The 24,868-nt window shown below is 60.5% G+C and carries 12 protein-coding genes; 6 read left to right on the top strand and 6 right to left on the bottom strand.

Going from position 1 to position 24,868, the window contains the following annotated elements:
- Window positions 1-81: 81 nt before the first annotated feature.
- The 3 genes from AB9L16_RS06635 to recQ all read right to left on the bottom strand — a co-directional run bounded on the left by AB9L16_RS06635 (window position 82) and on the right by recQ (window position 4,885).
- Window positions 82-1,884 carry a FimV/HubP family polar landmark protein gene (locus tag AB9L16_RS06635; RefSeq protein ID WP_252868982.1) on the bottom strand — a complete coding sequence of 601 codons (1,803 nt, stop codon included), beginning with the start codon at window positions 1,882-1,884 and terminating at the stop codon, window positions 82-84.
- A 127-nt stretch (window positions 1,885-2,011) separates the two neighbouring features.
- A complete protein-coding gene (locus AB9L16_RS06630; RefSeq protein WP_016771142.1) occupies window positions 2,012-2,446 on the bottom strand; it encodes a MarR family transcriptional regulator in 435 nt (144 codons plus the stop codon).
- Window positions 2,447-2,755: 309 nt separating this feature from the next.
- Window positions 2,756-4,885, bottom strand: a complete 2,130-nt coding sequence (gene recQ, locus AB9L16_RS06625) for a DNA helicase RecQ (protein WP_024012058.1) — start codon at window positions 4,883-4,885, stop codon at window positions 2,756-2,758.
- Between the two features lie 397 nt (window positions 4,886-5,282).
- On the opposite strand from recQ, the gene AB9L16_RS06620 reads away from it, so the two are divergent.
- The 3 genes from AB9L16_RS06620 to AB9L16_RS06610 all read left to right on the top strand — a co-directional run bounded on the left by AB9L16_RS06620 (window position 5,283) and on the right by AB9L16_RS06610 (window position 9,446).
- Window positions 5,283-5,870: a YecA family protein gene (locus tag AB9L16_RS06620; RefSeq protein ID WP_150636607.1), complete on the top strand. Its 588-nt coding sequence runs from the start codon at window positions 5,283-5,285 to the stop codon at window positions 5,868-5,870.
- A gap of 10 nt (window positions 5,871-5,880) precedes the next feature.
- On the top strand, window positions 5,881-6,276 hold the full coding sequence (locus AB9L16_RS06615) for a YbaN family protein (RefSeq protein WP_056783699.1): 396 nt from the start codon (window positions 5,881-5,883) through the stop codon (window positions 6,274-6,276).
- 149 nt (window positions 6,277-6,425) lie between these two features.
- On the top strand, window positions 6,426-9,446 hold the full coding sequence (locus AB9L16_RS06610) for an Ig domain-containing protein (RefSeq protein ID WP_375123267.1): 3,021 nt from the start codon (window positions 6,426-6,428) through the stop codon (window positions 9,444-9,446).
- 106 nt (window positions 9,447-9,552) lie between these two features.
- On the opposite strand, the gene AB9L16_RS06605 is transcribed toward AB9L16_RS06610, so the two are convergent.
- Window positions 9,553-17,400, bottom strand: a complete 7,848-nt coding sequence (locus AB9L16_RS06605) for a retention module-containing protein (protein WP_375123266.1) — start codon at window positions 17,398-17,400, stop codon at window positions 9,553-9,555.
- A gap of 532 nt (window positions 17,401-17,932) precedes the next feature.
- Between AB9L16_RS06605 and AB9L16_RS06600 the strand changes: the two genes are divergently transcribed.
- From AB9L16_RS06600 to AB9L16_RS06590, 3 genes are all read left to right on the top strand, one after another.
- Window positions 17,933-19,291, top strand: coding sequence for a TolC family outer membrane protein (locus AB9L16_RS06600; RefSeq protein WP_016771146.1), 1,359 nt, complete (start codon window positions 17,933-17,935; stop codon window positions 19,289-19,291).
- Between the two features lie 161 nt (window positions 19,292-19,452).
- Entirely contained in the window at window positions 19,453-21,612 is a 2,160-nt protein-coding gene (locus tag AB9L16_RS06595; protein ID WP_150742428.1) for a type I secretion system permease/ATPase, read from the top strand.
- Window positions 21,613-21,622: 10 nt separating this feature from the next.
- A complete protein-coding gene (locus tag AB9L16_RS06590; protein WP_039761043.1) occupies window positions 21,623-22,984 on the top strand; it encodes an HlyD family type I secretion periplasmic adaptor subunit in 1,362 nt (453 codons plus the stop codon).
- A gap of 118 nt (window positions 22,985-23,102) precedes the next feature.
- On the opposite strand, the gene AB9L16_RS06585 is transcribed toward AB9L16_RS06590, so the two are convergent.
- Both AB9L16_RS06585 and AB9L16_RS06580 read right to left on the bottom strand, forming a co-directional pair.
- Complete coding sequence (locus AB9L16_RS06585; RefSeq protein WP_375123265.1) at window positions 23,103-23,699, bottom strand: tRNA-uridine aminocarboxypropyltransferase; 597 nt, start codon at window positions 23,697-23,699, stop codon at window positions 23,103-23,105.
- A gap of 7 nt (window positions 23,700-23,706) precedes the next feature.
- The gene (locus tag AB9L16_RS06580) at window positions 23,707-24,600 is read right to left on the bottom strand and encodes a LysR family transcriptional regulator (RefSeq protein WP_095180681.1); all 894 of its coding nucleotides are present in this window, start codon (window positions 24,598-24,600) and stop codon (window positions 23,707-23,709) included.
- Between the last annotated feature and the right edge of the window lie 268 nt (window positions 24,601-24,868).

Raw genomic sequence — 24,868 nt, 5'->3', positions numbered from 1 at the left:
CCCACAGGGAGAGCGCATTCCATTGTGGGAGCGAGCCTGCTCGCGAAAGCGGTCTCGGATGAACGCGAAATCCGTTGGCGCTCAGCGAATCCCCGCCAACAACGTCCTTGCCGTCTGCTTCAACGGCTCATCCCCTTCCCTGAGCAATTCATTGAGCAGCGCGATCGCACTGTCGATGTCGCCATCGTCGATGCAGGTTTGTGCCTGTTCGAGCTTGCCGGCGGACTCGATGTCGGTGGACTCGGGTGGTTGCAGATCCAAAGGTTCCAGCACCAGCGACGGCTCGGGATCGCCGAACTCATTGAGAAAGTCATCGTCGAGCGGCTGGGCGTCGGGTTCGGGTATCCATTCAAGTTCGGCTTCTTCAGCAGATGCAGCCTGTGGCAGGTCAAAATCGACAGGCAGCACTGACAAGCTAGTGCCCAGCTCTGGATCATCGATTGGCGGAGCGGCGGAATCGGTGCGGCTGTCGTTCAGATCCCAATTTGAATCCATCGACAGCTCGCCCAGATTCAATTCGAAATCATCCTCGAGAGCGCCGGGCGACGATGCAAGCGGCGCAGCTGCGGTCGCTGCCGTGGCCACGGGCAGCTCAGGCGCGATTGGCGTTGCTGCAAATGCCGCCGGTGCGGCGCCTGCCAGTTTGGGATGGCGAGCGCGGGTTTCAATCAGTTCGCGCTCATCGACGCCAAGCGCACGCAGGCGGTTTTCCTGCTGTTCGTAAGCGGCGCTGTCACCCTGGCGCCCAAGAACCTCCAGCAACTGCAAACCGAGATCGGTGCGTTCAGGCTCCTTGTGCAAGGCATCGCGCAGCAGCCCGGCGGCTTCGCTGAGCCGGCCGTAGGCCAGATAGATGCCCACAGCCTCCAGCACGTCGCCGGCACCGGGTTCGTCGCGATGATCGGCGGCCGCGTGCGCACCGACAGATTGTTGAAGTTCAGGCTCATCAACGTTGTCTTCGGCGCTCACAGGCAATAGCGGCATCGGCGTGCCATCTGCGGTCGAACCTTGCTGACGGCGACGTATGAGCAACGCAGCCAGCACGCCCAGCAGCAATAGAAGTCCGCCGAGCAGCGGCCAGTTCACGCCATCGTCTGCCGCCTCGACCGGGGCTGAAACAGCGGCCGGAACCGGAGCGACCACGGGCGGTGGCGGTGCTTTCTGCACTTCGGCCAAGCGGGTTTGCAAATCTTCAATCTGCTTCTTGCCGTCGGCTATTTGCACTTGCTGCTCTTGCAGCCTGAGGTTCTGTTCGTCGAGGGTCTTTTGCAGTTGCTGGGTGAGCAGCACGCTGGCGGCCAGTTGCTCGGCCTGCGCATCATTGGCAGGCGGCGCCGGCGTTGGCGGCACAGGCGTCGCAGGGCGTTTGCCTTGGGCAGCCTGGGGCGGTGCGGTAACCGGTTCGACGGTTGGAAACTCAGAAGATTGCGGGCGCGGATCCGGCTCGTCGGTGGCGGGCACAATGCCCGGCGAACCCGGCGGGTCGATCAGCACCGTGTACTCGCGCAGCAGACGGCCGTTGGGCTGATCGAGCTGCACGAGAAAATTCAGGAAAGGTTCGTTGACCGGTTTGCCGGACGTCACCCGGATCATCTGGCGGCTGCCGCGCAGGATCGGAGTGAACTTGAGGTCATTGAGAAAGAACACCCGCTCGACGCCCGCCCGGCCGAACTCATCCGCCGAAGCCAGGCTGGCCGAGAGATCGTTTTGCGTCAACGTGCCGACATCGACCAGCGCGATGTCGGCCTTGAACGGCTGATTGAGGGCTGAGTGAACAGTGATTTCGCCCAACCCCAACGCCATCGACCAGGTCGAATAGCTGAAAACGCCAGCGAGCAGCAGCCATTTGGCGCCCCCGCGCAGCACGTGCCGACTTGCGAGCATGAGCATCCCTTAAATAAGCAAAACCGGTTTCTATGCGTTCGCACATCCGGTACGAACACGATATTGCCCAGTAGTTCTTATAGTCCGCTCAGCGCGATCTCTCAAAAAATCGCTGCCGGGATGTGCCTCAAGATTTTTCCAGGTTGGCCAGGATGTGACCGTGTACGCGCATGCACACCTTCAAATCCGCCTCATCGACGCCCTCGAACAATTCGTGGCGCAGTTGCGTGGCAATGGTTTCGATTTGTTCGATCAAGGGCAAGGCAGGTGCGCAGAGCACGATTTTTTTCGCCCGGCGGTCTTCCATCACGGACTGGCGTTGCACCAGTCCCTGGTTCTCCAGACTATCGAGCAAGCGCGCCAGGGTCGGGCCTTCGACGCCGACACTCTGCGCCAGTTCGCGTTGGGTCGGCGCCTCTTCAAAACGCGCCAGATGCAGCAGCACCAGCCAGCGCGCCTGCGACAGGCCCAGCCCGGCGAGGCGACGATCCAGTTCGGCACGCCAGCCACGGGACATCTGGGCCAGTTGCATACCAAAGCGATGTTGATCGGTTAACGGCATAAAACACTCACGGTTAGACTGAAAATACGGAAAATCTAATTATTAGTCAGCTAAGCATGGGCGGCAGTTATAGGCAAGAGTGGCTCTGTACTGAATCGTTACAACTGCGCGAAGATCAAAAGCATCCCTCACCCTAGCCCTCTCCCAGAGGGAGAGGGAACTGAGCGGGGGATGCTTTGAAAATTCGCCGACCCGACAGCGCTCGCTGAATCCATAATCGACTCGGTTTTGCAGGTCGAGTCTGCCGCCAGACACCGCGGTCGGCTCCCTCTCCCTGTGGGAGAGGACTGGGGTTAGGGAACGGCCAGATTACATCTCGAATTCAGACTGCAACGCCGCCCGCACGCAATAAAGCACGCCTTCAGGAACACGTCCGGCGAACAACTCGGCGACTTCGGCGACGGACGGCAACTCGCCCTCGCCATCGAGAAACGCGTCCTGCACTTCGCCCATCAATTCCTCAGGCAAATCCAGCGCCTGCTCCAGCGACAACTGCTGCTTGCCGATGGCTTCGGCGAGCATGGCGTAGACGTTCTTCTCCGAGCACTGCAACTGCCCGGCGATCTGCAGCGGGGTCATGCCGGCGCGGGCCAGGGTGATCAGCTCGTGACGGACATCGGCGACCACCTTCGGCGCCTCCGCCTCGCCGCCGAGCACTTCGAGGAAGGCTTCGCCATAGCGCTCCAGCTTGCGTGCACCGACGCCGCTGACCCGGGCCATTTCCGCCAGAGACGTCGGCTGGCTGCGGAGCATTTCCAACAACGTCGAGTCGGGGAAGATGACGTACGGCGGCACGCCGTGTTCTTCGGCCAATTTGCGCCGCAGTGCGCGCAAGGCTTCCCACTGTTCGCGTTCCTCGCCGCGCACCAGTTGGCTGGCCTGGCTCTTGCTGCCCGTTTTCGCGGTGACTTGCGGTTTCAGGTCGCGGCGCAGTTCCAGCTTCACTTCGCCTTTCAGCAGCGGCCGGCAACTGTCATTAAGACGCAGACCGCCATAACCCTCGTGATCGACATCGGCCAACCCACGCGCCACCAGCTGGCGGAACAGCGAGCGCCACTCGCTCTCGCTCAACGCCTTGCCAACGCCGAACACCGACAAATGCTGATGGCCGAAGCTGCGCACCTTTTCGTTGTCCTTGCCCAGCAACACGTCGACCAGATGACCGACGCCATAGCGCTGGCCGGTGCGGAAAATCGCCGACAAGGCCTGACGAGCAGGTTCGGTGGCGTCCCAGGTCTGCACGCCGTCGACACAGTTGTCGCAATGCCCGCACGGCTCAGGCATGTCTTCATCGAAATAGGCCAGCAACGCCTGCCGGCGGCAGCGGGTTTCTTCGCACAGCGAGAGCATGGCGTCGAGCTTGTGCTGCTCCAGACGCTTGTGCCGCTCGTCGCCTTCGGAGTTCTGCAGCATCTGCTTGAGCATCACCACGTCTTGCAGACCGTAGGCCATCCACGCATCCGCCGGCAGCCCGTCACGGCCGCCGCGCCCGGTTTCCTGGTAATACGCCTCGAGAGATTTCGGCAGATCGAGGTGCGCGACAAAGCGTACGTTGGGCTTGTCGATGCCCATGCCGAACGCCACGGTGGCGACCATGATCAGGCCTTCCTCGTTGAGGAAGCGCTTCTGGTGATAGGCGCGCAGATCGTTGGGCAGACCGGCGTGATACGGCAGCGCCGGGAAGCCCTGCTCGCTGAGGAACGCCGCAACTTCTTCGACCTTCTTGCGCGACAGGCAGTAAACGATGCCGGCATCGCTGCGCCGCTCGGCGAGGAACGCCAGCAACTGTTTGCGCGGCTGCTCCTTGGGCACGATGCGATAGAAGATGTTCGGGCGGTCGAAACTCGACAGAAAGCGCTCGGCGTTCTGCAGGTGCAGGCGATCGACAATTTCTTCGCGGGTGCGCTTGTCGGCGGTCGCGGTGAGGGCAATGCGCGGAACGTTGGGGAACAGCTCGGCCAATTGACCCAGTTGCAGGTATTCGCGACGGAAATCGTGGCCCCATTGCGATACGCAATGCGCTTCGTCGATGGCGAACAGGGCGATTTCCAGGCTTTGCAGGAACGCCAGCATGCGTGGCTGCACCAGACGCTCGGGCGCGAGATAGAGCATTTTCACTTCGCCGCGCTTGATCCGCAGGGCGAGATCACGCTGCTGCTCGGCACTCAGCGTGGAGTTCAGCGCAGCGGCGGCGACGCCCAGTTCTTCAAGGGTGGCGACCTGATCGTCCATCAGCGCGATCAACGGCGAAACGACCACCGCCAGGCCCTCGCGCAACAGTGCCGGCACCTGGAAGCACAACGACTTGCCGCCACCGGTAGGCATCAGCACCAGCGCATCACCGCCGCTGGCCACGCGCTCAATGATCGCACCCTGACGGCCACGGAAACTGTCGTAGCCGAAGATGTCCTTGAGGACGCGTTGAGCCTGTTCGAGCATAAAAACTCCAAAAATCTACCGATACATCCCTGCTCAGGCTGGTTCAGAGCAGCTTCGGCTGCTTAAACAAAACGTAAGAACACATTGCATGACCAGCGCAGCGCCAGCAGGGATCGCAAAACGCGGCAGTATACCCGAGGCCTTCGCCGCACAGGGTGCCGCTGAGAAGACACCGCCCGACCGACACACAAAAAGCCCTTGTGGGAGCGAGCCTGCACTCGAAAGCAATCGGTCAGTCAATGTAACAGTGCCTGACATGCCGCCTTCGCGAGCAGGCTCGCTCCCACATGGCTTTGTATACCGTCCGGCAATTACGGCAAATCTGCCAAGCGGCTGGCTAGAGCGCGCAAGAAAGCCTAGAATTCCCGCATTGTTTATTCCCCAAGGTAGCCCCGTAATGTCCTTCGCTGAGCAACTGACCCGCCTGCAAGTCTTCCTCGATGCCGACGAGCTGCACGACGAGGCGCTGGATTACGTCGCCGCCCACGGTTACCTGACCGCGCTGTCTATCTGCTGCGAAGACGTTCCGGAGCGCGAGTGGATCGACGCGCTGTTCGCCGAAGAGCCGCATTACGCCGACGAAGCCCAGCGTGCCGAAATCGAAGCCACACTGATCGGCCTCAAAGCACACATCGCTCGCCAACTGGCCTCGGATGAAGAATTCGAATTGCCGTGCGAACTGGATCTGGGCGAAGAGCCGGACGATTCCGAACTGCGCGGCTGGTGCATCGGTTTCATGGAAGGCGTGTTCCTGCGTGAAGCGGCCTGGTTCGAAACCGCCGAAGAAGAAGTCAGCGAAATGCTCCTGCCGATCATGGTCGGTTCCGGCCTGTTCGACGAGCAGCCTGAGTTCGAAGACATCGCCAAGGACGCCAACCTGATGGACGACATGATCGTTCAGATCCCGGAAGCCCTGACCGCGCTGTATCTGCTGTGCCAGGCCCCCGACGAAAAACCGGCGATCCTCAAGCCTCGTCATCACTAAGAACCGGCCTATGGACAACCCCATAGGCAACCGCCCCCTGATGTTGCGCTACGTCCTGCTGGCCATCGGCTGGCTCAGCGTCGCATTGGGGGTGATCGGCATCTTCCTGCCGGTCCTGCCCACCACCCCCTTCCTCCTGCTCGCCGCGGCCTGCTTCGCGCGCAGCTCTCCGCGCTTCTATCGCTGGCTGGTCGAACATCCACGGCTGGGGCCATGGATTCGCGACTACCTCGAAGGCAACGGCATCCCGCTCAAAGGCAAGGTCTACGCGATCGGCCTGATGTGGGTGAGCATTCTGTTCTCGTGTTATCTGGTGCCGTTGGTTTGGGCGCGTGGGTTCATGCTGACCAGTGCGGTGTTGGTGACGGTTTATATTGTGCGGCAGAAGACCTTGAAAAAACGCTGATTGCTCCACCGTCGGCGGCACAACCGTTCATCCGATATCCGTCCGCACCTGTCAGAGTTGACAGGTGCGCGCTTTAACGTCGCATGCTTAATTCTTCCGTATCGGCGCTGACAGCCCAGGTAAGCGCCCCGTATGGAAGGCGAAAATTCATGACCAGCTCACAATACCTGATATTCCCTCCTGCGCCGCGTTCCGGTATCGGTGTGCTGGCCCTCTATCCGCCGCAACCACTTCTGCACAAGCTGCAAACTGACCAGAGCTACGGTATCAACATCGCCATGATTGCTCAGAACATTAACGGATTGGGCTTCAGTCTCCCGGCGTATCTGTCTCAAGCCCTCGGTGACCGTATCGAAGTCTTCCTCGATAGACCCGATGTCACCACCCCTTCGTCCGTGATTGATTTCGCCCTTACAGAGGACGATTTTGAGGCCGATGGAAAGACCCCTAAAACCGTACTTTTTGACATTACAGCTGAAACCCTCGAGGAGAAATTCCTGCCGTTTACCGACGTCAGGCTGGATTGCTGGATTAAGGTCACGAGACTGAGCGGCAACCCGGGGGAATCGCCACACTCACAACTCTGGTTCAAACATCCCGCTCCGGGCGAAGCGGACATTGACGGCGGCAAGCCTTCCAATCAGGGCCTCAAGCTGCCAATCGCATCGGAAAGTATCGTCGATCAGAACGTCATCAAAGAGGGCATGGAAGTCACGGTCAAGCATTACTTCAATCAGCAGATCGGCGATACGGTCGTGCTGACATTTGGTTCGCTGCGGCTGGACTTCGTCGTGACCGACGACTCGGCCGACATCGTTTTCAAGCTGACGCCTGACTTGCTCGGCAAATTGCAACAAACCAGCAATCTGGTGGTGCGCTGGAGCGTTTATGACATTGTCGAGAACTCCAGTGGTTTTTCGGAACCGCTCATTCTGCCGTTCAAGCCCGTAATAACTCTGCTGACCGCGCCGATTTTCGAGCAGTCCGATGCCGACGACGTAATACACCATGACTGGCTTGCAGGCGGCCCGACGAACATTCTCCTGACGGGCAGTTTTGCGATCAACGATGTGATCGCCCTGACACTGGAAGGATTCACCCGAAACAACGTGCCAGTCACTCATACCTATTCTTTAACGGTGACCGTAGACAGCAAGACACTGAACTTTCCCGTGGAAAATTTCCGCATTCAAAATGTGATAGGTGGAAGTTTACGGGCAACTTATATTCTGACCAGAGCAGGTCAGTCCAAACTTTCCAAACCTGCTGACGTCACCGTTGCGGGTAAATCCTTGCCACTGGGAGCACCGGAGGTCACCCCACTGGTGGAAGGTGAGCTGGCAGTCGACACTGCCAAAGCCTTTATAAATGTCGCCAGTTTCTGGCCCTTGAAACAAGGGGCAGAGGTCAAGCTGCATTGGCAGACCACAGACATCAACGGCAAGTTGGTACGGTTTACTTGGGGACAGCTTGTAACGGATCCTTCAAAGCCCATCGTTTTCGAGGCCGAGAACGAGTACATCAAGCCCTACGCCAGCGCGAGACTGGCCGTGCAGGCCACCATCACCAATCCCGGCGAAAGTGAAGTCTTTTCCGATATCGCGCAGTTGAAGATCGGCGATCCCAAGGAGCTTGTCCTCACGCCGCCCTCACTGGTATCGCCTTTCACTAATCCGCTTGATCCCTTGGCAGCGCTGCCGAGCATGCTCGTGGAGTATCTCGATGCCACGACCGAAAAAGTCCGTCTGGTATGCACACCACTGCCTCTGGGATTTGATCGCTTCCCGCTGGTAGAGCTTGATTCGGCCAAACAAGCCCGCTTTCCGTTCGACAGGCGCCTGATCGTGGCGCTTCACGGTGAAACCGTGCGATTCAAATTCAACCTGAATCAGGACGGCAAGAAAATCGGATCTTCTCCGGAAACTGAGATTTCTTTCAAACTGATCGCTGATCAGGATCCCAGGTTTCCGAGACCGCGAATCATTGGCATTGATAACGCAATCCTGGACGTAAAAAAACTGACCAGCGCAGACAAATTGGCGGTCAACCTCTGGCACGGACAACGGCCGGGCCAGAGCATGACGCTGGTGCTGATCGGCATCGACAGCAAAGACAACCCTGTTCGCCACGTCATCATGAACGCGGAGGCGAGCGTCACCAGCGCCGGGCTGATACGGGAACTGTCAACGCCGACGCTGGAAGTGTTGAAAAATCTCAAAAGCGGCAGTACGGCGACATTGATATTTTCCGTGCGCCTGGGGTTGCGCGGCAATCCAGTGGAATTTCCCCACCAGACCTATCAGATCGAATCTCTGGTTGAGCTGCAGCCGGTCATCACACTGATTAAGGACTCGCAGAACAGGGAGATTCCGCATACCGACCTGACGGTTGATCCGAATGTCACGGTCGAGGGAACTGCGAGCGTAGAACAGCAGGTTGAAGTTCTGGTGAATGGCAAGTCGATAGAGACATTGACCACAGACAAGGAAGGGAAATTTTCGACGCTATTGAAGGGGCTCGTTGTCGATGTACTGACAGTCGTGCAGATTCGAGCACTCTATGGCGACGGTCTTCTCTCTCCTTTACGCTCGTTCACGCTGCGCACAGCGCTGCAAGTCAACAACAGCGCCATGGCCCTGTCAGGACTGAGAGTTTATGCATGGCGCCACACTCACAGTGCAGATTTTCCAAACAATACCCAAATCCGCGCCGCCGTCCCGTCTACAGGCGTCCACCCGATCACCTACAGAAGCAGTAATCCGAACGTGGCTTATGTCGACGGCAACGGGAAAGTCACGGGCATACGTAACGGCAATACGTACATTACCGTACAGGACCGATTCAGCTCATTTTCTTATTACGTCAGTGTGACGAATGTTTATCAGTTGGCTATCGGCGGCTACGGCATGACACACCAAGAGGCGCTCAACTGGCGATACAGCATTCCGGGCTCACTACCCATGGGTGGTGCACTGCACACAATGCAAGTGGTATATGGACCCGATCCTTATTGGCCAATAGCCGCTGGGGGCATATACCGGATGTGCGATGAAGGCGGCTGCCCGAGCAACTCGCGGTCGATATATGCGCATGCCAATGGCGGAATTGTTTGCCATCCGGACCTGAATGCCCGATGGGCGCCATGGTGTATCTATCCCATTTACGGGTAAGTCTGCTCGCGAAATCCGATTCACAGACAACACTTCTCTGCAGAAAGACAAAACCCGCCGTCCCGATTCAACCGGGGCGGCGGGTTTTGTTGTTTCAGACCTCAGCTCAGACCGTATCCACCTTCAACGAATGATCATTGAGCATGCCGCTGATGATCGTCGCTGTGTCGTGACCGCTGGCAATCATGCCGCCGGCGCCCGGGGTCACCCCGTAGTGGCTGGCGAGGTTGACGCCGGCCAGGTCGATGGTCTGGTTCGGCGCGGCGCCGGCCATGGCGCTGACGTCGATGCTGGTCATCACCGAGGCGCCGCTGCCGCTGACGGTGAAGTGCAGATAGTCGTCCAGCGACGCGGTGCTGGCGTTTTCGCCTTGCAGCAGTTGCGACAGATCGAGCCTGTCGGTGCCGGGGGTGAAATCGGTAATCAGGTCATGGCCGCTGTTGCCCTTGAGCCACTGGAAGGTGTCGGCCCCTGCCCCGCCCGTCAGCGTATTGTTGCCCATGCCACCAATCAGTAAGTCATCGCCAGCGCCGCCATTGAGGAAGTCGTTGCCGAGGCCACCGTTGATCACGTTGTTGTTGCCGTCGCCGGTGAGGCTGTCGTTGAAGTTGGAGCCGAGCAGGTTTTCGATGCCGGTCAGCGTATCGGTACCGGCGCCGAGGGTGTTCTGCGCACCCAGCAGGCCGAGATTGACGGTGACGGCGGCTGTGGCGTGGGCGTAGCTGGCGGTGTCGCTGCCAGTGCCGCCGTCGAGCAGATCGTTGCCCGCGCCGCTGTAGAGCAAGTCGTTGCCAGCGTCGCCGTGCATTTCGTTATTGCCGGAGCCTGCCGTGAGTACGTCGTTGCCGTCGCCGGCATTGATCACGTTGTTGCCGCTGCCCGCCACCAACACATCGTCGCCAGCAGTGCCGGTCAGGGTGTGGCCGTCCTGATAGCTGATGCTGACGTTGGCCGTGTCGCTGCCGCCGTGGTTGTCGTTGGCGGCGTAAGTGCCGTGGTAGTCCGGCGTGATGTCGTGGGCCGCGGCGTAGTTGAGGGTCATGGTCAGCTGGTAGTTCTCCGCCGCATTCGGGTTGCCGCCACCATTACCAATGTTGGTGATGTGAATCTGGTAGACGCCGTCCGCCGAGGCGCTGAGGGTCTGGCCATCCGCCAGCGCCATCCAGGCACCGCCATTGAGCGAATACTCCATGCTGATCTTACCGGCACCCAGATTGTGATCCAGATTGAGGGTTTCGCCCTGACGCAGATTGACGGTAATGCGGTCTTCATCGTTGGCATTGCTGTTGCTCACCATGCCCAGATAACCGCTGACCACCAGCACGGCGGTCATGGTCGCGGCATTGGCGCTGAAGGCGCTGCGCACATTGGCCAGATTCTGGTTGGCTGCGTTATTGGTCTGCCCAGTGAAGCCGATCAGGCCGCTGCCGGTGAAGTCCGCCGCTTTCGACACCCAACCGGTATTGAAACTGGTGGGTGTGGCGTTGAGGGTGTCGCCGTTCGGATCGGTGTCATTGGCCAGCAACAGCTCGCCCGGCACCACGATATTGCCCGACAGCACGTTGGTGATGACGTGATCGTCCATCGCCACCGGTGGCGCGTTGGGGATCACTTTCACCGTCAGGGTGGAGCTGGCCAGATCGCCGTCGTTGTCGCTGACGGTGAAGCCGATGTTTTCGGTGATCACCACTGCGGTGGTTTTCTGCGAGGTGTAGCTGTATTCGCCGGTATCAAGATTGACCACCAGCGTGCCGCTGTTGTTGGTGGCAATGCTGACGCTGTTGTTGGCGGTGTTGAAGGTGCCGTGATTGGCGCCGCCGCTCGCGGTCAACGAACCCTGGCCACTGAGGGCTTTCGGATCGTAGGTGTAGGTGGTGCCGTCGACCACGATCGACTTGATGAAACCGCCATCGGCGCCGAACGAACCGCCCTCGCCCAGCAGCGAACCGGTGACCGGCGCGCCCTGCACGGTGCCGGACAATACCGAGTTGAGCTGATTGAGATCGGTGACCACCACCGCATTGGTATTGGTGTGGTTGATGCCATCGTAGGCCAGCGGATCGAGGTTGGCGTTGCTCACGCCACTGCCCAGACCAATGGCGTAGTTCTTGATGTTGTTGGCGTCGAGGAAGTTTTTCAGCGCGGCTTCGTCAGCCGTGCCGATGTCGCCCTCGTTGGGCTTGCCGTCAGAGAAGAAGTAGCCGACGTTCTGTGCCCCGGTGAGTTTGCCGGAGGTGTTGAACGCGGTCTGCATCACTGCTACGGCAGCATCGTAGTTGGTGCCGCCGCCAGCGTTGAGACCGGCGAGGAGTGTCTTGGCGGTGGCGACATCCACCCACACGGTGGTGCGGTCGGCGGCATTGCTGCTGAACGTCACCAGCTGCACTTTCACATCGCCCAGATCATCGTACTTGTCGAGCAAGGCACCAATGGCCTGCTTGGCCAGTGCCAGCCGCGACAGGCCCGGCACGCCAGAGGCATCAGCCATACTGCCGGAGATGTCGAGGACGATGAGAATGTTCGAATCGATCTCCACTGCGGTTACCGAGCGATCCGAGGCAACGGCTTTCGGTATGTCGTCGACGATGTTGACCACGAGGGTGCTGGTGGTGCTGTTGCCCAGTGCATCGGTGGCTTTGTAGGTGAACGTTTCGCTGAGGGTGTTCGGCCCGTCGTTGGCGTTCGGCGCGGTTTTCGGCGCCGAGGTCAGCGTGTAGGTGTAGGTGCCGTCAGCGTTGAGCAGCAGTTGCCCGTAGCTACCGGTGGCGTTGCCGACCAGGGTGTAAGTGATCGCGCCGCTGCCGCCACTGACCGAACCGACCAGCGTGCCGCTGGCGGTTTCACCGGTATTGCCCGGTTCGCTGCCGGTGACTGTGCCGGGGGCGAGATCCTGGCCATCCTTGTTCAGGTCGAGGGCTTTTTCATAGACCGTCACATCCTGATCGACCGAGGCGACCAGTTTGCTGTCGGCGACGTTGATGGTCAGCGTCGTGGTGCTTTCATCGCCATCGCTGTCACGGATGGTGTAGGTGAACGTGTCGGTCGCGCCCGGCGGGCTCACCGAGTTCGGGTTGCTGTGGTAAACCGCATTGCCCGCCGCGTCGAGGGTCAGGTAGCCGTAGTTGCCGTTGATGTTGCTGTTGAGCCCGCCGCTGGCTGATGTCGCGGTGTTGCTGCCGGCGCGCACGCCGACCACCGTTGCGGCACCATCGGCGCCGCTGAGGTCATTGCCGAGCACACTGACATTGACCGTGCCGCCCTCCGCTACCGAGCCGGTATCGGCGTTGGCAGTCGGCAAATCGTCGACGATATTGACGTTGATCTGACCGCTGGCGGTACTGCCATCGGTATCAGTGGCGACCACGTCGAAGCTCTCGCTGAGGCTGTTGGCACCGTTGGCGTTCGGATGAGCTTCGTTGTCGACCAGGGTGTAGCTGTAACTGACCACGCCGGTGGCCGGATCGTAACCGGTGATGGTGAAGGTGCTGCCCAGTGGCGAGACCACCGATTGCGGCAAACCGGCGGCGACGCCATTGCTGATTACGGCGATGCCGCCGACCGTGAGGGTTTGCAGGCCATCGAGGGCGGTCACGGTGAAGCTACCGCTCCGGGTCAGCGCCGAGGTGTCGGGGTTGCTGCCGTCGCTGAGGTTTTTCTCGTAAACAGTGATTTCGCCGCCCTTCACATCGAGGCCGTCGAGGCACACCGGATCGTCATTGTTGTGGATGTTCAGCACCAGGTTGGCGGTGCTGGTGTCGCCGTCGGCATCGGTGATGGTGTAGGCGAAGTTTTCCGTGCCGTTGCCGCCGCCATGGAGGTTTTTGAAGTCGGCGTCGTTGGCGTCAAGCGTGTAGGTATAAGTGCCGTTGGCATTGAGCACCAGGGTGCCGTAAGTGCCGGTGAAAGTACCGGCGGTTACCGGGCCGCTGGCGACGCGGTCGGCGCCCTGCACGTCGTTGTCGAGGACGTTGCCGGTCAGGGTCAACTGGGCTTCGGTCACGTTGTCGGCATTGCTGTCATTCAGCGCCTTCGGCACGTCATCGACGATGCTCACAAAGATCGTGCTGGTGACGACATTGCCCAGCGAATCGGTGGCCTGATAGGTGAATGTTTCGCTCAGGCTGTTGGCGCCATCGTCGGCGTGCGGCGTGGTGGTCGCAGGCGAAGTCAGGGTGTAGGTATAAGTGCCATTGGCATTGAGGACGATCTGCCCGTAATTACCGGTGGCGCTGCCGACCAGTGCATAGCTGATCGCTCCGACCGCACCAGTGACCGAGCCGACCAGGGTGCCGGAAGCGGTTTCGCCAGTGCTGTTCGGATCGCTGCCGACCACGCTGCCCGCTGCCAGATCCTGGCCATCCTGGTTCAGGTCGAGGGCTTTTTCGTAGACGGTGACATCGGTGTCGCTGACCGCTTTCAGGCAGCTGTTGTAGACATCGATGGTGATGGTCGTGGTGCTTTCGTCACCGTCGGCATCGCGCACGGTGTAGGTGAACACATCCACCGCGCCCGGGCCGTTCACCGTGTTCGGATTGCTGTGATAAACGGCGTTGCCGTTGGCATCAAGCGTGAGGTAACCGTAGGTGCCGTTGATCTGCGAATTGAGCCCGCCGATGGCCGACGTCGAAGTGTCGGCACCGACACGCACGCCGACCACTGCGCCGGTAACCGCCGGGCCATCCGCGCCGCCGACATCGTTGTTGAGTACGTTACCGCTGACGGTACCGCCCTCCGCCACCGAAGCCGCGTCCGCATGCGCGGTCGGCAAATCATCGACGATATTGACGTTGATCTGGCCGCTGGCGGTACTGCCATCGGTGTCCGTCGCGACGACGTCGAAGTTCTCGGTGAGGCTGTTGGCGCCGTTGGCGGTTGGATGGGCTTCGTTGTCGGCCAGGGTGTAGCTGTAGCTGACCACGCCGGTCGCCGGATCATAACCGCTGATGGTCAAGGTGCTGCCCAGCGGTGTGATCACCGATTGCGGGAAACCTGCGGCCATGCCGTTGGTGATCACCGCGATGCCGCCAACCGTGAGGGTCTGCAGACCATCGAGAGCACTGACGGTGAAAGTGCCGTTCTGGGTCAGCGCCGGGGTGTTGGGGCTGGTGCCGTCGCTGAGGTTTTTTTCGTAGACGGTGAGTTCGCCACCGTTGACGTCGAGGCCGTTGAGCAGCACCGGGTCGTCGTTGTTGTGAATCTGCAGAACGAGGTTGGCAGTGCTGGTATCGCCGTCGGCATCGGTGATGGTGTAGGCGAAGGTTTCCGTGCCGTTACCGCCGCCGGTCAAGGCTTTGAAATCGGCATCGCTGGTATTGAGCGTGTAGGTGTAGGTGCCGTCGGCGTTCAGCATCAACGTGCCATAAGTACCGGTGAACGTGCCGGGCGTAACCGGGCCTGTCGGTACGCGGTCGGCGCCTTGCACGTCGTTGGTCAGGACGTTGCCGGTCAGGGTCAGTTGGCTTTCCGAGGCGGTACCGTTGCTGTCATCGTTGGCTTTCGGCAGGTCGTCGACGATGTTCACATCCAGCGTGCCGTTGGCTGTCGTGCCGTTGTCATCGACTACCGTAACCGCGAACTGCTCTGGCAGATTATTCGCGCCGTTGGCGTTCGGATGCGCTTCATTGTCGGCCAGGGAATAGCTGTAACTGACCACGCCGGTTGCAGCGTTGAAACCAGTGATGGTCAGCGTGCTGCCCAGTGGCGTGGTGATCGATTGCGGGAAGCCTGCGGCGACGCCGTTGGTCACTACGGCGATGCCGCCAACGGTCAGCGTGGTGACGCCGTCCAGTGCAGTGATGGTGAACGTGCCGTTCTGCGTCAGCGCGCCAGTGTCCGGGGCGCTGCCGTCGCCGAGATATTTCTCGTAAACCGTCAGCTCGCCGCCGGCGACGTTCAGGCCATCGATGATTACTGGATCGTCGTTGTTGTGGATCTGCAGAACCAGATTGGCAGTGCTGGAATCGCCGTCGGCATCAGTGATGGTGTAGGCGAAGGTCTCTGTGCCGTTACCGCCGCCGGTCAAGGCTTTGAAATCGGCATCGCTGGTGTTCAGGGTGTAGGTGTAAGTGCCGTCGGCGTTTAGAACCAAGGTGCCGTAAGTACCAGTAAATGTACCGGCCGTGACTGGACCGGTGGGTACGCGGTCGGCGCCTTGTATGTCGTTGGTGAGGACATTGCCAGTCAGCGTCAGTTGGCTTTCTGAGGCAGTGCCATTGCTGTCATCGTTGGCTTTCGGCAGGTCGTCGACGATGTTCACATCCAGCGTGCCGTTGGCTGTCGTGCCGTTGTCATCGACTACCGTGACCGCGAACTGCTCAGGCAGATTATTCGCGCCGTTGGCGTTCGGATGCGCTTCGTTGTCGGCCAGGGTGTAGCTGTAACTGACTACGCCGGTTGCAGCGTTGAAACCGGTGATGGTCAGCGTGCTGCCCAGTGGCGTGGTGATCGATTGCGGGAAGCCTGCGGCGACGCCGTTGGTCACCACGGCAATTCCACCGACAGTCAGCGTGGTGACGCCGTCCAGTGCAGTGATGGTGAAGGTGCCGTTCTGCGTCAGCGCGCCAGTGTCCGGGGCGCTGCCGTCGCCGAGATTTTTCTCGTAAACCGTCAACTCGCCACCGGCGACGTTCAGGCCGTCGATGGTGACTGGATCGTCGTTGTTGTGGATCTGCAGAACCAGATTGGCAGTGCTGGAATCGCCGTCGGCATCAGTGATGGTGTAGGCGAAGGTCTCTGTGCCGTTGCCGCCACCGGTCAAGGCTTTGAAATCGGCATCGCTGGTGTTCAGGGTGTAGGTGTAGGTGCCGTCGGCGTTCAGAACCAAGGTGCCGTAAGTACCGGTGAAAGTACCGGGCGTGACTGGACCGGTGGGTACGCGGTCGGCGCCTTGTATGTCATTGGTGAGGACATTGCCGGTCAGGGTCAGCAAGGTTTCCGAGGCAATGCCGTTGGCGTCGTCAAACGCTTTGGGCACGTCGTCGGTGATGTTCACGTCGAGGGTGCCGGTGGCGCTGTCGCCATTGCTGTCGGTGGCGATTACGGTGAACTGTTCGCTGAGATTGTTCACGCCGTCGCCGGCCGCGTGGGTCTCGTTGCCGTTGAGGGTGTAGCTGTAGCTGACTGTGCCAGTGGCCGCATTGTAACCGGTAATGGTCAGGGTGTTGCCCAGTTGCGTGGTGATCGACTGGGGAAAGCCAATCGGCACGCCGCCAACAATCACGTTGATGCCGCCGATGCTCAGGCTGTTCAAACCATCCGCTGCCGAGACCGTGAAGTTGCCACTTTGCGTCAGCGCGCCTGGATTGGCCGCTGTACCGTCAGGCAGATTGGCTTCATTGAGGTTCAGCTCGCCGCCCGCCGCGTCGAGGCCGTTCAGGATGACCGGGTTGTTCACCGGTGGCGGTGGCACCACGACCGGCGCTGGCGTGTCGTCGCCATTGTCGATGTCCGCGTCGCGACGATACTCGGGAAATTCGGGAATGCCATTGAAACCGGCAGTGGGGAAACCGATGATCGGATCGACCCGGCCGCCGACTTCGGTCAGTAGAACGAAACTGTGCCCGCCGCCCAGTTCACCGGTATTGCCGGTGGGTGCGTTGGGGCCGGCCGCAGTGGCTTCGGCAGTTTTGCTTGGGTCTTCACCGGCGGCAATGGCTTTCTGGATCTGCTCGACATCGGTCAGTTGCGCCTGGCTTGGGGTCTGCGCTTCGTCGACGTTCACCGGCACAGCCTGGTCGGCCAGCAATTGCTCGGTCATGGTGATGCTGCTGCCCCGACCGAGGGTCAATTCCTCGCCGTTTTGCAGTTTCACTGCCACCGCGCCTTCCGCGCCGGTGATCAGTTGATCGCCGGCGTACAAACGATCGCCTTCGAACAACGGACGCTTGATGCCGTCGCTCGCTTGAGCGAACACCTGACCAATGACTTTTGTGACCGTACCGATGAGCGCTGCCATGTGAAATCCTCCGCTGCCGACCACCGTCGGCACAGGTTCGCGAAGCAGCCCATGGCTCAATCGGGTTGCCGGGGGCGACGCTCGCACCCTCGACAGTTCGTTTCGCAGGCCCGGCTTGAGGTGAATTGTCAGCGCTATCAAGCACTTGCCAACCCTGTTCAATCCGCCGACCCACTAGCGCTACGTAACGGTGGTGAATCACCCGAGTGACAAAAATCTGTCGCTCATTCGCCGTTACGCGTCCCTCCCCTTCAGCAGTACTTCGCAGTGTCTCGCAAAGTGAATGGAACTTTCCTCAAGCCTTTTCGAGCTCCCTAAAGCGCATAAAACAAAGGCTTTCGAGCTGAACAATGTGCTGCTTTTGAAAAACCGCATAAGTTTTTTTTGGAATAAACCTTATGAAAATTTTTTCTTAGCTACGCTCTAGGATGTTCTTAGCTCTGTTGTTACAAGAGTGAAACGCTTATACCCAAAATTTACGTCAAATATTTGGCGACGGTAACACAACATTGAGATCCAGGGAGATGCACCCATGCGCGTTTTAACCCCCCTCTGCAGCGCGGTTTTGCTGGCCATGGCTTGCACTTCCCAAGCCCAGGCGATGAACCTCACCGAGGCGATTCAAAGCACCATCGCCACTCACCCGGAACTGGCTTCGCGCGTGGACGCCCGCCTGTCAGCGGATGAACAGGTGAAAGTGGCCAAGGGCGGGTTTTATCCGTCGGTCGATCTGAACGCCGCCTACGGGCGCGGCTACAGCGACAACACCAACACCCGCGCTTTCGGTAACCACAACACCGAAATCCTCAATTACACCCAGTCGGAGCTGCGCTTGCGGCAGATGATCTTTGACGGTTTCAACACCGCCAACGAGGTCGAGCGCACCAAGGGCGTGTCCAACTCGCGCGCCTACTACGCGCAAGGCACCGCGCAGGATCTGGCCCTGCGCACCATCGAGGTCTACCTCGAAGTGCTCAAGCGGCGTGAACTGGTGACGCTGGCGAAGAACAATTTGCAGGCGCACTTGCGCGTCAACGATCAGATCGGCCTGCGCACCGAGCGCGGCATCGGCAGCACTGCAGACTCCGATCAATCGGTTGCCCGTCGTGCACTGGCGCAGAACAACCTCGACACCGCCGAAGTCGATCTGGCCGACGCCGAATCGAATTTCTACAGCGTGGTCGGACGCATGCCCGATGAACTGGAAACCCCGGCCTCGACTCGCGGTGAGATGCCGCCGGACCTGCGTGAAGCGCAGCAAAGCATGGTCGACAACAACCCGTACCTGAAATCGGCCCAGGCTGACGTGCAGTCCGCAGAGAGCCAGTACGAAGTGGCCAAGTCGCCGTTCTACCCGCGCTTCGACGCGGAAGCGGCAGTGGGCGCGAACAACAACGTGCAGGGCGACGAAGGCCACGACAACGAATGGCGTGTCGGTGTGGTGATGAACTACAACCTGTTCCGTGGCGGCAGCGACAAGGCACGTCTGGCCGCGAATGCCCACGACATCAACCAGGCGATGGACATCCGCAACAACGCCCTGCGTCAGCTCAACGAGAACATTCGCCTGGCCTGGAACGCCATGGAGAACGCCAAGAAGCAGACGCCGACGGCCCGCGAATACGCCGAAACCACCAAACGCGTGCGCGCCGCTTATCAGGACCAGTTCGGCCTCGGCCAACGCACCCTGCTCGACCTGCTCGACAGCGAAAACGAGCTGTACAACGCCAACCGTCGCTACACCGAAATCCGCTACACCGAGGAATACTCGATGTATCGCGTGCTGGCGAACATGGGCCAGTTGCTGAGCAAGCAACGCGTGGTGCTGCCGGCTGATGCGATTGCCACGACCGAAGTGAAAAACCAGGCGCGCCTGCCGGAACTGAAATAAACGGTGCAGGAACTGACTTTGCCCTGATCGTTCCCACGCTCTGCGTGGGAATGCCTCAAGGGACGCTCCGCGTCCAGTGACGCGGAGCGTCACGGGCTGCATTCCCACGCAGAGCGTGGGAACGATCCGATAACCGAGCCCGTTCAACAGAGGCAATCACTATGACCAGCATGGAACCCGGCGCCACCGGGGTCGATCCGCGCCTGAGCTTCGACGATCCGTTACTCGACGGTCTGCTGATCCTCTGCAAACTGCATGGCGCCACGGTCAGTCGTGCCAGCCTGAGCGCCGGGCTGCCCCTGAACAAACAACGCCTGAGCCTCGATCTGCTGCCCCGCGCAGCAGCGCGGGCCGGATTACAGGCGCGGTTGTTGCGCCGTGACCTGAAAGACATTTCACCGCTGAACCTGCCGATCCTGCTGCTGCTCAACGACGGCCGCACCGCTGTGCTGCGGCGGTTTGGCGAGGATGGCAAAGCCCTGCTGCTGCCCAGCGAAGCCGACGGCGGCGAGCAATGGGTGAGCCGCGAAGAGCTTGGCGAACACTACAGCGGCCAGGCCTTGTTCGCCCGTCCGCGTCACGAACTCGAAGACCTGCGCGCGCCGCTGGTGCCACGGGTAAATGCGTGGTTTCGCGACACTCTCAAACTGTCGAAATGGCTGTACAGCGATGCGATCCTCGCCAGTTTCCTGATCAATTTGCTCGGCCTGATGGTGCCGCTGTTCGTCATGCAGACCTACGATCGCGTGGTGCCCAATCAGGCGACCTCGACGCTGTGGGTGCTGTCGATCGGTTTGCTGATCGGCACCGGTTTTGAACTGGTGCTGCGCGTGGTCCGTGCGCATCTGCTCGACACCGCCGGCAAGAAAACCGACGTGATCCTCTCGGCGACGTTGTTCGAGCGCATCACCGGCATGTCGATGAAAGCGCGGCCGGCGACCATTGGCGGCTTTGCCCAGAGCATTCACGACTTCCAGGGCCTGCGTGAATTTCTCACTGCCGTGACCCTGACCAGCCTGATCGACTTGCCCTTTGTGGTGTTGATGCTGGTGGTGATCGGCCTGCTCGGCGGCTGGCTGGTGGTGATTCCACTGCTGGCGTTTCCGATCACCATCATCTTCGCCATGGTGATTCAGGTGCGCCTGCGTGACACCGTGCAAAAAAGCCTGAGCCTCGGCGCGGAGCGTCAGGCGGTGCTGATCGAAACCCTCGGCGGCCTGGAAACCCTCAAGGCCTGCGGCGCCGAAAGCGAGCGTCAGCACAAATGGGAAAGCACCCACGGCGCCCTCACCCGCCTCGACAGCCACGCGCGCAACCTGTCGGCGCTGGCCACCAACGGCACGCTGTTCATCCAGCAGTTTTCCGGGATGGCGACGATTGTTGCCGGGGTCTACAGCATCATTGCCGGCAACCTCAGCGTCGGCGCGCTGGTTGCCACTTACATGCTCGGCAGCCGCGTGCTCGCCCCGCTCGGCCAGATCGCCGGGCTGATCACCCGCTACCAGCAAGCGCAACTGACCATGAAAAGCACCGATGCGCTGATGGCCCTGCCGCAGGAACGCGACGGCAAACAACGGCCACTGGAACGCACGCAGCTGCAAGGCGCCCTCGACGTCAGCGGCGTGACGTTTCACTACAACGGCCAGAATGCGCCGGCGCTGAGCGAGGTCAGCTTCAGCCTGAAAGCCGGCGAGCGGGTCGGTATCATCGGCCGCAGCGGTTCGGGCAAAAGCACGTTGGCGCGGCTGGTCATGGGCTTTTATGAAGCTGAGGAAGGCCAACTGCTGCTCGACGGCCTCGACCTGCGCCAACTGGACGTAGCTGACCTGCGCCAGCAGATCGGTTATGTCGCCCACGACCTGCCGCTGCTGGCTGGCAGCCTGCGCGACAACCTGACCCTGGGCGCGCGTTACATCAGCGACTCACGCATGCTCGAAGTCGCCGAACTGACTGGCGTCACCGAACTGGCCCGGCAACACCCGCAAGGCTTCGACCGACCGGTGGGCGAACGCGGGCAACTGTTATCCGGCGGCCAACGCCAGGCGGTGTTGCTGGCGCGCGCGTTACTGCTCGATCCACCGATCATGCTGCTCGACGAACCCACCAGCGCCATGGACAACAGCAGCGAAGATGCGCTGCGGCAGAAACTGCATGGCTGGGTGCAAGGCAAAACCCTGCTGCTGGTCACCCACCGCACCTCAATGCTGAGCCTGGTGGACCGGTTGCTGGTGCTGGACAACGGCCGGGTCGTCGCTGACGGCCCGAAAGAAGCAGTCATCGAAGCGCTGCGCAAGGGCCGTGTCGGCTCGGCGGCGGTCTAGGAGTTACGCCATGCCTGCTTCTTCCGATAGCAACAAGCGCGGCTACTTCGACAGCTTCGGCAAAAGCGCCGAAGCCGAGTTCATGCCGGAAACCGCCGGCGCGGCGTTGCAGGATTCGCCGCGCAAATCGCGGATCACCGTGTGGCTGGCGGCAGCGCTGCTGATCGCCGCCCTGGTCTGGGCCAAATTTGCCGTGCTCGAAGAAGTGACCATGGGCGAAGGCAAAGCGATTCCGTCGAGCAAGGTCCAGGTGATCCAGAACCTTGAGGGCGGTATCGTCACCGAGATTTTCGTTCGCGAAGGCCAGATGGTCGGCAAGGGCGACACCCTGCTGCGTCTGGATGACACGCGCTTTCGCTCGAACAAGGGCGAGAGCGAGGCCGACCGTTACGCGCTGACCGCACAGGTTGAACGGCTGTCAGCCGAGGCCGAGGGACGCCCCTTCAAACTCTCCGCTGAAGTCATCGCCAAGGCGCCGCAAGTCGCCGAGGACGAGCGCTCGCTGTACGAGCAACGCCAACGCCGCTTGGCCAGCGAACAGCGCACCCTCAGCGAACAATTGCGGCAGAAAACCCAGGAACTGGCCGAGTTTCGTTCCAAGCAAGGCCAGTTCAGCTCGAGCCTGGCGCTGCTGCAACAAGAGATGAACATGTCCGAACCGCTGGTAAAAACCGGCGCCGTGTCACCAGTGGAAATCCTCCGGCTCAGGCGCAGCGCGGTGGAGATCCGTGGTTCGCTGAACGCCACCACGCTGGCGATTCCCCGCGCCGAATCGGCGATCGCCGAGATCCGCAGCAAGATCGACGAATCCGAGCAGACCTTCCGTTCCGAGGCCGCCAAAGAGCTGAATGAGAAACGCACCGACCTGTCGAAAATCACCGCGTCGAGCATCGCCATCGACGATCGCGTCAGCCGCACTACGGTGACGTCGCCGGTGCGTGGCGTGATCAAGCAGATGAAGGTCAACACCATCGGCGGCGTAGTTCAGCCGGGCAGCGACATGGTCGAAATCGTGCCGCTGGAAGACAACCTGCTGATCGAAGCCAAGGTCCGCCCGCAAGACGTCGCGTTCCTGCATCCGGGCCAGAAAGCCATGGTCAAGTTCAGCGCTTACGACTACACGATTTACGGCGGGCTGAGCGCCAAACTCGAGCTGATCGGCGCCGATACGATCACCGATGACAAGGGCAACAGCTTCTATCTAATTCAGGTGCGCACCGACAAGAATCACCTGGGCGGCGATGTCAAACCGCTGCTGATCATCCCGGGGATGGTGGCGACGGTGGACATCATTACCGGCGAGAAAAGCGTTTTGGATTACCTGCTCAAACCCGTGCTGAAAGCGCGGACCGAGGCGATGCGTGAGCGCTAGTGATCTTTGAATTGCGGTGATTGATCTGGCGCTTTCGCGAGCAGGCTCGCTCCCACAATTGGTATGCATTCCCCTGTGGGAGCGAGCCTGCTCGCGAAGAGGCCCGCACAGACAATGATCATTTGTCGCCATGGTTACGCTGAAAGGTCTCCTCCCCCATCGCCGCAATCTGCCCTTCGATCAGCGCTTCAAACGGTTTCAGTAACGGCGCAAACGTCGTCGGTGCTTCGAGGGTTTCCAGCGCCTGGACGATCGCCTCGATAGTCGATAACGCCCCCGGCCCCGGTGCCTTGCGCAGGCGATAGCGCGACACGCCGCCCTCGGCCAGGGTCACCCGTGGCAGTGCTGCCAGCAGCGGATTGAGGTGAAGCATCTTGCGCGCTTTGCGCCAGGTGCCGTCCGGGACGACCAGCAACATTGGCTGATCATTTGGCGCGTAAACCTGCAACGACTGCGCATCGTCAGCCGGGAACAGCAAACGCGCCTGATAACCCGGCTGGTTCAACAGTTTCGGCAAATCTTCGAATACCTCGCCGACAATCAGCTCGGCATTGCTCAGCCCCAGCGCCGCGAGCCGCGCGGTATTGAGCGCGTGGCTGACCTCGCTCGGATGCTGCAGCAGCAACACCCGGGTGCGGCTATCGAGGTGCGGAATCAATGGGCACAGGCAATGGGTCTGGGGGCGAAGGCAGCGCGGGCATTGTGGTCGGGACATTTTTTTCTCAAGCCTGATTGAGCTGCGCTTTGAGCAAATCGCGGAAGGTCTGGATCAGCGGCTCGCGGCTGCGGCCCCTGCGCATGATCATCGAAAACGGCGCCTGATAACCGAAGGTCGCCGGCAGCAGAACGCGCAGATCGCCCTTGTCGGCCCAGGCCTGCGCGTAGTGCTCCGGCAGATAACCGATGTAGGCGCCGGAGAGCACCAGAATCAGCTGCGCTTCCATACTTTCCACGGTCGCGGCACTGTGTTTGAAACCGTGCCGGGCCAGTTCCGCCTGACTCCAGTAACCGCGCCCGACCATTCGTTGCTGAGTGATGACCTGCTCGGGGATGCGCCGCTCGTTGAACAACGGGTGACGACTGCTGCAATACAGCCAGTGCTGCTCGCGGTACAGCGGCATGTAGACCAGACCGCTCATGCGCGTGGAAAACGCACCGATGGCCAGATCGAGGCGATTGTCCTGCACGCCGAGTTGCAATTCATAAGGGCTCATCACCGACAGGTGCAGATGCACCGCCGGGTGTTCCTGGCTGTAGGCGCCGATGGCTTCGGCAAACGGCAGGGCCTTGTCGCTGACCGTGGAATCGATCACGCCAAGGTTGAGCGTGCCGCGCAGTTCGCCCTTCAGCGCGGCGGCGTATTGCTCGAAGCCTTCAAGCTCGGCGAGCAGGCGCAGGGTTTCCTGATGGAACAGCTCGCCCTTGCTGGTCAGGCTGAAGCCACCGCGCCCGCGATGGCACAGCACCAGACCGAGCGCGGTTTCGAGCTGGCTCATGTAAGTGCTGATCGCCGAGGTCGACAGGTTGAGTTCCTGCTGCGCGTTGGCAAAACCCTGATGGCGCACGACGCTGACGAAGATGCGCAGGAGTTTCAGGTCGGGTAAAGCGTTGGCCATGTCTACTCCGGGCTTTGCAACTGTGTGTATGTGGGAAAAGCCCCTCACCCCAGCCCTCTCCCCGAGGGAGAGGGAGCCGATCTCCATGGCTTTCAAATCCTGAGTTCGACTCGATTTTTCAGGTCGATGCAGATTCCGCCAACAACTCGGTCGGCCCCCTCTCCCTCTGGGAGAGGGATGGGGTGAGGGCAACAATCTTCAGCCCTACACTTCATTCGAACCCACCAAAGTCTAATCCCACCTCTCCCATTAGTTTAGAAAAATCTGA

This window comes from Pseudomonas sp. LW8 (assembly GCF_041956865.1).
Lineage (GTDB): Bacteria > Pseudomonadota > Gammaproteobacteria > Pseudomonadales > Pseudomonadaceae > Aquipseudomonas > Aquipseudomonas siliginis.
Note: the sequence above shows the minus strand (reverse complement) of the source record. Positions and strands in the feature narration are given on the sequence as shown.

What these genes read in the sequence shown, in the direction of transcription:
- AB9L16_RS06590 (WP_039761043.1), top strand. Translation starts at nt 21,623, where the DNA reads ATGCCTGCTTCTTCCGATAGCAACAAGCGCGGCTACTTCGACAGCTTC.
- AB9L16_RS06630 (WP_016771142.1), bottom strand. Translation starts at nt 2,446, where the DNA reads ATGCCGTTAACCGATCAACATCGCTTTGGTATGCAACTGGCCCAGATG.
- AB9L16_RS06605 (WP_375123266.1), bottom strand. Translation starts at nt 17,400, where the DNA reads ATGGCAGCGCTCATCGGTACGGTCACAAAAGTCATTGGTCAGGTGTTC.
- AB9L16_RS06615 (WP_056783699.1), top strand. Translation starts at nt 5,881, where the DNA reads ATGGACAACCCCATAGGCAACCGCCCCCTGATGTTGCGCTACGTCCTG.
- AB9L16_RS06580 (WP_095180681.1), bottom strand. Translation starts at nt 24,600, where the DNA reads ATGGCCAACGCTTTACCCGACCTGAAACTCCTGCGCATCTTCGTCAGC.
- AB9L16_RS06610 (WP_375123267.1), top strand. Translation starts at nt 6,426, where the DNA reads ATGACCAGCTCACAATACCTGATATTCCCTCCTGCGCCGCGTTCCGGT.
- recQ (WP_024012058.1), bottom strand. Translation starts at nt 4,885, where the DNA reads ATGCTCGAACAGGCTCAACGCGTCCTCAAGGACATCTTCGGCTACGAC.
- AB9L16_RS06635 (WP_252868982.1), bottom strand. Translation starts at nt 1,884, where the DNA reads ATGCTCGCAAGTCGGCACGTGCTGCGCGGGGGCGCCAAATGGCTGCTG.
- AB9L16_RS06600 (WP_016771146.1), top strand. Translation starts at nt 17,933, where the DNA reads ATGCGCGTTTTAACCCCCCTCTGCAGCGCGGTTTTGCTGGCCATGGCT.
- AB9L16_RS06585 (WP_375123265.1), bottom strand. Translation starts at nt 23,699, where the DNA reads ATGTCCCGACCACAATGCCCGCGCTGCCTTCGCCCCCAGACCCATTGC.
- AB9L16_RS06620 (WP_150636607.1), top strand. Translation starts at nt 5,283, where the DNA reads ATGTCCTTCGCTGAGCAACTGACCCGCCTGCAAGTCTTCCTCGATGCC.
- AB9L16_RS06595 (WP_150742428.1), top strand. Translation starts at nt 19,453, where the DNA reads ATGACCAGCATGGAACCCGGCGCCACCGGGGTCGATCCGCGCCTGAGC.